Annotated in this window: 4 protein-coding genes; all 4 read left to right on the top strand. The window is 76.7% G+C overall.

The window, feature by feature from the left end; genetic code table 11:
* On the top strand, positions 1-1,680 hold a 1,680-nt coding region (locus tag E2C05_RS26195; protein ID WP_192912526.1), incomplete at its 5' end, for a PD-(D/E)XK nuclease family protein.
* Positions 1,681-1,884: 204 nt separating this feature from the next.
* Complete coding sequence (addA, locus tag E2C05_RS26190) at positions 1,885-5,412, top strand: double-strand break repair helicase AddA (RefSeq protein ID WP_133222602.1); 3,528 nt, start codon at positions 1,885-1,887, stop codon at positions 5,410-5,412.
* Between the two features lie 285 nt (positions 5,413-5,697).
* Positions 5,698-6,027 (top strand): thioredoxin TrxA, encoded by a 330-nt coding sequence (trxA, locus tag E2C05_RS26185; protein WP_133222601.1) that lies wholly within the window; start codon positions 5,698-5,700, stop codon positions 6,025-6,027.
* 166 nt (positions 6,028-6,193) lie between these two features.
* Entirely contained in the window at positions 6,194-7,300 is a 1,107-nt protein-coding gene (locus E2C05_RS26175; RefSeq protein WP_133222600.1) for a PQQ-dependent sugar dehydrogenase, read from the top strand.
* Positions 7,301-7,448: the final 148 nt, after the last annotated feature.

Here is a 7,448-nt window from a genome sequence, read left to right as displayed (position 1 = left end):
GGCGCCCGGCCGGCGCCGGGCCTCGACGGGCTGCGCGCCGCCGCCCGCCCCGCCCTGGCGCGGGAGGAGCAGGCGGAGGCGCTGGCCGAGGTCACGGCGCTGCTCGATGTGCTGGACACGGCGCTCGGCGGCTTCGCCAGCCTGCCGGAGGGGCGGGCGCTGCCGCCCGCCGACCTGCTCGCGGCGCATCTCGCGGCGGCCGAGGCGCTGGCGGGCACCGACCGGATGCCGGGCGGGCTGCGGCTCTATGCCGGGGAGGAGGGCGAGGCGCTGGCGGCGCATCTCGCCGCCCTGGCGCCGGCCATGGCGGCCATGCCGCCGCTGGCGGCCGCGTCCTGGCCGGCGCTGTTCGACGCGGCGATGGACGGCGCCTCCGCCCCCTCGCTCCGCGCCACCCGGGGGCGCGACGGCGGGGCGCATCCCCGCGTGGAGATCCTTGGCCTGCTGGAAGCGCGGCTGCTGACCTTCGACCGCGTGGTGCTGGGCGCGCTGGACGAGACGGTCTGGCCCATCGCCACCGATCCCGGCCCCTGGATGAGCCGGCCGATGCGGCGCGAATTCGGCCTGCCGGAGCCGGAGGCGCGGATCGGCCGCGTCTGCGCCGACTTCCTGCTGGCGGCCTGCGCCGCGCCGGTCGCGGTCCTCTCCCGCGCCGCCCGGCGCGGCGGCGCGCCCACGGTGCCGGCGCGCTGGCTGACGCGGCTGGAAACCTTCCTCGCCGGCCAGGACGGGCTGGCGCTGCCGCAGGGCCCCGGCATGGCCTGGGCCGGGCTGCTCGACCGGCCGGCGCGCGTCACGCCCTGCGCCCGCCCGGCCCCCCGCCCGGCGCAAGGGCAGCGGCCGCGGCGCATCAGCGTGACGCAGGTGGAGACGCTGATCGCCGACCCCTACGCCTTCTATGCCCGCAACGTGCTGCGCCTGTTTCCGCTGGACCCGCTGGATGCCGAGGCGGGGGTGCTGGACTACGGCAACCTGGTGCATGCCGCCATGGCCGGCTTCGTGAAGCGCCTGTCGGACCGCCCCTGGCCCGGCGAGGACGCGGCCGAGGCGCTGTGGAGCGAGGCGGCGCAGCGCGCGCTCGAGGAGGCCGCGCCGCGTCCCGGCCTCGCCGCCTTCTGGGCGCCCCGGCTGGCCCGCATCGGCGGCTTCGTGGTGGAGCAGGAGGCGGCGCTGCGCCTGGGCGCGGGGCGCATCCGCAGCGTGACGGAGGTGAAGGGCGAGTGGCCGCTGCGCCTCGACGGGCAGGAGGTGGTGCTGCACGCCAAGGCCGACCGCATCGACCTGCTGCCCACCGGCCTGCGCATCTTGGACTACAAGACCGGCCAGCCGCCGAGCGGCGAGGAGGTGCGGGATGGCCGCAAGCCGCAGCTGACGCTGGAGGCGGCGATCGCGGCGCGGGGCGGCTTCGCCGGCGTGCCGCCGGGCGACGGCGCCGGCCTGCTCTACTGGCGGCTGTCCGGCGGCCCGGTGCCGGGCGAGGAGAAGGTGATGGCGCGCGACCCCGCCGTGGTGCGGCTGCTGGCGGATGATGCGTTGAACGAGCTGACCGGCCTGATCGGCGCCTTCCTGCTGGGCACCCGCGCCTTCGTCGCCCGGCCGCATCCGAAGCGGGCGCCGGCGGGCAGCGACTACGACCACCTGTCGCGCATCGCGGAATGGGCGGGGGCGGAGGATGCTTAGGCCGTCCCATCCCAGCGTGGGATCCAGGGGGGCGTCGCCCCCTTCGAACTCCCCCCAACAGGGGTCAGGCGACCCCTGGACCGGCCCGGGTCGGCGCCGCGGGCGTTGCCCGCGGCGACTGAGCCCATGCGGGGGAACGGGGGCCGGTCCGGTCCCCGGCGGGGTGGGTCCGGGGGCGGCGCCCCTTCAGGCCAGCGCAGTCGCATGAGCGAATCCGCCCGCCTCCGCGCCGAGCAGCAGCAGCGCGCGGCCTCCGACCCGCTGGTCTCCGCCTGGGTCGGCGCTTCCGCCGGCTCGGGCAAGACCAAGGTGCTGATCGACCGCGTGCTGCGGCTGCTGCTGGACCCGGACCAGGTGCCGGGCCGCATCCTCTGCCTCACCTTCACCCGCGCCGCGGCGGCCGAGATGCAGGCGCGGCTGCGTCGCCGCCTCGGCGACTGGACGGTGTGGGAGGAGGCGCGGCTGGCGCAGGAGATCGCCCGGCTGACCGGCGCCATCCCGGATGCGCAGGGCATCGGCCGCGCCCGCCGCCTGCTGGTGGAGGTGCTGGAGATGCCGGGCGGCATGCGCATCTCGACCATCCATGCCTTCTGCCAGTCCCTGCTGCGCAGCTTCCCGCTGGAAGCCGACCTGCCGCCGCAATTCGCGGTGCTGGAGGAACAGGACGCGGCGGCCATGCTGGCCGAGGCGCGGGAGGCGGTGCTGGCCCGCACCGAGGCGGTGGCGGAGGAGCTGGCGCTGCTCGCCGGCATCGCCTCGGCCGACACCTTCTCCGCCGTCACCCGCGCGCTGCTGGCCGACACGGCGCGGGAGCGGCTGACCCTCTGCCTCGAGGGCTGCAACGGCGTGGCTGGGCTGCGGCTGCGCCTCGCCGCGGCGCTCGGCGCGCCGGACAGCCTGGACGAGGCCGCGGTGATCGCCGAGGCCTGCGCGGTGGAGGAGGCGCCGCTCCGCATGGCGGCCAGCCTGCTCGGCGCCTCGAAGAACGAGAACGACCAGGCGCGCGGCGCGCAGATCGCCGCCTGGCTGGAAGCCGATGCGGCGGAGCGGGCGGCGCGTTTCGCCGACTGGCACGCCTTCTTCATCACCGACAAGGGCACGGTCCGCGCCGGCAAGGGCTTCGCCACCCAGAAGGTCGGCGCCCGGCAGCAGGAGGTGATCGAGGCGCTGCAGGCGGAGGGCGAGCGGCTGCTGGCGGTGGCCGAGCAGCGCGCCGCCTGCCGGCTCGGCGCCGCGACCGGCGCGCTGCTGGCGCTGGCCGCGCCGGTGCTGGACCGCTACCGCGCCCGGCAGCGCGCCGCCGGCCTGCTCGGCTATGGCGACCTGATCGAGCATGTGAAGCGCATCCTGCAGGATCCGGGCAGCGCCTGGGTGCTCTACAAGCTCGATGGCGGGCTCGACCACGTGCTGCTGGACGAGGCGCAGGACAGCAACCCGGCGCAGTGGGGCATCGCCGCGGCGCTGACCAGCGAGTTCTTCGCCGGCCAGGGCGCCGGGCGCGGGCGGCCGCGCAGCCTCTCCGCCGCGGCGGTGGAGGCGGCGCCGGGGCGCCGTACCATCTTCGCGGTCGGCGACATCAAGCAGGCGATCTACGGCTTCCAGGGCGCCGATGCCGCCGGCTTCGCCACCTGGCAGGGGCATTACGCGCGGCAGGTGCAGGGCGGCGGCGGCGAGTTCCACCAGGTGCAGCTCGACGTCTCCTTCCGCTCCACCGCGCCGGTGCTGGCGCTGGTGGACGCGGTCTTCGCCGAGGGCGCGGCGCGCGACGGCGTGGTGGCGGGCGATGCCCCGCTGCGCCATGTGCCGGACCGCGCCGGCCATGCCGGCCGGGTCGAGCTGTGGCCGCTGCTGCGCCCGGCCGAGACGCCGGTGCCCGAGCCCTGGCAGGTGCCGGAGGAGCCGCAGCGCGTGGCGAGCCCCGAGGCGCTGATGGCCGAGGCGCTGGCCGCGCGGGTCGAGCACATGATCCGGCACGAGCGGCTGGAGGCGCGCGGTCGGTCCATCCGCGCCGGCGATGTGCTGGTGCTGCTGCGCAAGCAGGCCAATGTCGCGCTGGTCCCGCTGCTGGTGCGCGCGCTGAAGGCGCGGCAGGTGCCGGTGGCGGGGGTCACGCGCATCAAGCTGGTCGAGCACATCGCGGTCATGGACCTGCTCGCGCTCTGCGACGTGCTGCTGCTGCCCGACGACGACCTGCAGCTGGCGGCGCTGCTGAAGAGCCCGCTGGTCGGCCTTTCCGAGGACGCGCTGCTGGCGCTGGCGCATGGCCGCACCGGCACGCTCTGGGGCGCGCTGCTGGCGCGGCGGGACGAGGCGACGCAGGGGCCGGAGGCGCGCGCCGCGTCCTGGCTGGCGCGGCTCGCGGGGCGGGCCGACCTGGTGACGCCGCATGCGCTGCTGGCCGAGGTGCTGGGCGAGCCGGCCATGGATGGCCGGCCGGGCCGGGCGCGGCTGCTCGCGCGGCTCGGGATGGAAGCGGCCGATGTGCTGGACGAGCTGCTGAACGCCGCGCTGACCTATGAGCGCAAGCACCCGCCCAGCCTGCAGGGCTTCGTCCACTGGCTGCGCCAGGGCGGCGCCGAGGTGAAGCGGGAAGCCGAGGCGGCCGGCGACGCCGTGCGCATCATGACGGTGCACAACGCCAAGGGGCTGCAGGCGCCCATCGTGATCCTGCCCGATGTCGGCGGCGGCCGCGGCGACGAGGCGATCCGCTGGCTGGAGGGCGAGGACCTGCACCTGCCGCTCTGGGCGCCGAACAAGCAGTTCCACGCGCCCGCCTTCCTGCGCGCCAAGGCGGCGGACGAGGCGAAGCGGCAGCAGGAGGAGAACCGGCTGCTCTATGTCGCGCTGACCAGGGCCGAGGACCGGCTGCTGGTCTGCGGCTGGGGCAAGGAGCCGGGCGAATGGTACGCCCATGTCGCCGCCGGCTTCCGCCGGCTGGAGGGTGCGGCCGAGGCGCCCTTCAACCCTGCCGCCTTCGGCGCCCCGGCCGCCTGCGATTTCGGCGAGGCGGTGCTGTGGCAGGCGGAATGCGGGCAGGCGCGCGACGCCGTGCCCGACGCCGCAGGCGCCGGCCGGCGCGAGGAGGGCGCGCTGCCGGGCTGGGCCAGCCGCCCTGCCCCGCCCGAGGCGCCGGAGGTGGCCCTCAGCCCCTCCGCCCTGCCTGGCGAGACCGAGACGCCCGCCGCCGCGCCGCATGGCGAGCAGGACCCGACCGGCCGCCGCTTCCGTCGCGGCCGCATCATCCACGCCCTGCTGCAGCACCTGCCGGAGCGCGCGGCGGAGGAGCGGGCGGCGGCGGCGCACCGCTTTCTCGCCCGCCCCGGCCATGGCCTGACGGAAGCGGAGCAGGCGGAGACGGCGGCGGAGGTGCTGGCCCTGCTCGACAGCCCCGCGGCCGCGGCCGCCTTCGCCCCGGGGAGCCTCGCCGAGGCGCCGATCGCCGGGCGGGTGGGCGGCCGGCTGGTGGCCGGGCAGGTGGACCGGCTGGTGGTGACGGACGACCGCGTGCTGGTGCTGGACTACAAGACCAACCGTCCCCCGCCCGAGGCGGCGGAGGGCGTGCCGCCGCTCTACCTGCGGCAGATGGCGGCCTATCGGGCGGTGCTGCGGCAGGTCTTCCCCGGCAGGCGGGTGGATTGCGCCCTGGTCTGGACCTATGCCGCCCGCCTGATGGCGCTGCCGCCCGCCCTGCTGGACGAGCACGCGCCGGTGGAACCCGAGGCCACCGGCTGAGCGACGGCGCCGCCGGCCCACCGGGACGCGTGCGCATCGGCCGGCCTACCGGGGCGGCAACTCCGCGCCGGTCCATCGGGGAGGCGGCTCGGCGCCGGTCCATCGAGCGGCGCCTCCGCGCCGGCCCGGCGGTGCGGCGCCTCCGCGGCCGTCCAGCAGGGCGGCGCCTCCGCGCCGGGCGCATGACCGGGCTGCGGCCGCGCCGTGCTTGACCCGCGCCCTGCGGCGCCCGACCTTGTGGCCAGAATGGGGCATACCCGCCCCGATGGACAGGGCACCTGACCGATGAGCGAACACACCAAGGACGTCAGCGACGACAGCTTCAAGCAGGATGTGCTGGAGGCGCAGGGCGCGGTGCTGGTGGATTTCTGGGCGGAGTGGTGCGGCCCCTGCAAGATGGTCGGCCCGCATCTGGAGGCGCTGGCCCAGGAATATGCCGGCAAGCTGACCGTGGCGAAGGTCAACATCGACGACAACCCGATGACGCCGAACGAGTATTCGGTGCGCGGCATCCCCACCCTGCTGCTGTTCAAGGACGGCAAGCTGCTGGACAGCAAGGTGGGCGCGATGCCGAAGGGCCAGCTCAAGGACTGGATCGACAGCAAGCTGGCCTGACGCCAGGCTCCGGCCGGCGCCCTGGCGGCCCGGCCGGCCTTCCCGGCCGCCCCGGCCGCCGCTGGCCCGATCGTGAAGGCCGGGGGCCGCCCCGCCTACGCCGGTTCCCTCCCCTCGCGGCCGGCCGGCGCTGGCGGCGGGCCCGCGGCGCCCCATCTGCCGGGGCATGCGTCTCCGCCTCCCGACCCTCCTTCTCGCCCTCGCCCTGCTGCTGCCGCCCGTCGCCCGGGCGCAGGCGCCTGCCGTCCGGGTGACCGACTTCGCCACCGGGCTGGAACGCCCCTGGGGCGCCGCCTTCCTGCCGGATGGCCGGCTGCTGGTCACCGAGCGGCCCGGGCGCCTGCGGCTGGTGGGGCGGGACGGCCAGGTCTCGGCGCCCCTGGGCGGCGTCCCGGCGGTGGAGGCACGCGGTCAGGGCGGGCTGCTCGACCTCGCCCTCGCCCCAGATTTCGCCACGACACGGGAGGTCTATCTCTGCCAGGCCATGCTGGTGCAGGGCGGTGCCCTGACCCGGCTGTTGCGCGCCCGCCTCGCCCCGGATGCCGCGTCGCTGGAGGCGGCGACGCCCATCCTGGATGCGACCCCGGCGCAGGAGCAGGGGCGGAACCACTATGGCTGCCGCATCGCCTTCGGGCCGGATGGCGCGCTGTATCTGTCGACCGGCGACCGCTATGCCGACAAGCAGCGGGCGCAGCGGCTGGACGACCTGGCCGGCAAGGTCCTGCGCCTCGCCCGCAGCGGCGCGCCGCTGCCGGACAACCCCTTTGCCGGCCGGCCCGGCGCGCGGGCGGAGATCTTCACCCTTGGCCACCGCAACCCGCAGGGCCTGGCCTTCCAGCCGGGGACGGGGCGGCTCTGGCAGGCCGAGTTCGGCCCGCGCGGCGGCGACGAGGTGAACATCCTGGCGGCCGGCAGCAATTACGGCTGGCCGCGGGTGACGCGCGGCGTTGACTATGACGGCAGCCGCATCGCCGAGGCGCCCTCCCTGCCCGGCATGGTGGACCCGGTGATGTCCTGGGTGCCCTCCGTCAGCCCCTCCGGCATCGCCTTCTATGCCGGGGAGGCCTTCCCGGCCTGGCGCGGCAGCCTGTTCGTCGCGGCGCTGAACCCGCCCGGCCTGATCCGCCTCACGGTGGCGGGCGACCGCGTGACGGGCGAGGAGCGCCTGCTCGACGGGCCGCGCATCCGGCAGGTGGTGCCCGGGCCGGACGGCCTGCTCTACCTGCTGACGGATGAGGGGCGCGGCCGGATCCTGCGCCTGTCGCCCGGATAGGGCGGGTCGCGTGGGCGCGTGACTTCGCTCCGACGACCACGGGCGGCGGCGGTGCGGCGTGCAGGCTGGAACGCTAGGCACCGTGGCACGGCGCGGGCGGGGCCGCCGCCCCACCGCCGGTGCCCCCGGGCGCAGCGCCGGGCGGCGC

This window comes from Paracraurococcus ruber, assembly GCF_004353985.1.
Taxonomy (GTDB): Bacteria; Pseudomonadota; Alphaproteobacteria; order Acetobacterales; family Acetobacteraceae; genus Paracraurococcus; species Paracraurococcus ruber.
This window is presented reverse-complemented; position numbering and strand designations above follow the sequence as displayed.

Bases quoted from the DNA above. Each gene is read 5' to 3' on its own strand.
- E2C05_RS26175 (WP_133222600.1), top strand. From the start codon at position 6,194: ATGCGTCTCCGCCTCCCGACCCTCCTTCTCGCCCTCGCCCTGCTGCTG.
- trxA (WP_133222601.1), top strand. From the start codon at position 5,698: ATGAGCGAACACACCAAGGACGTCAGCGACGACAGCTTCAAGCAGGAT.
- addA (WP_133222602.1), top strand. From the start codon at position 1,885: ATGAGCGAATCCGCCCGCCTCCGCGCCGAGCAGCAGCAGCGCGCGGCC.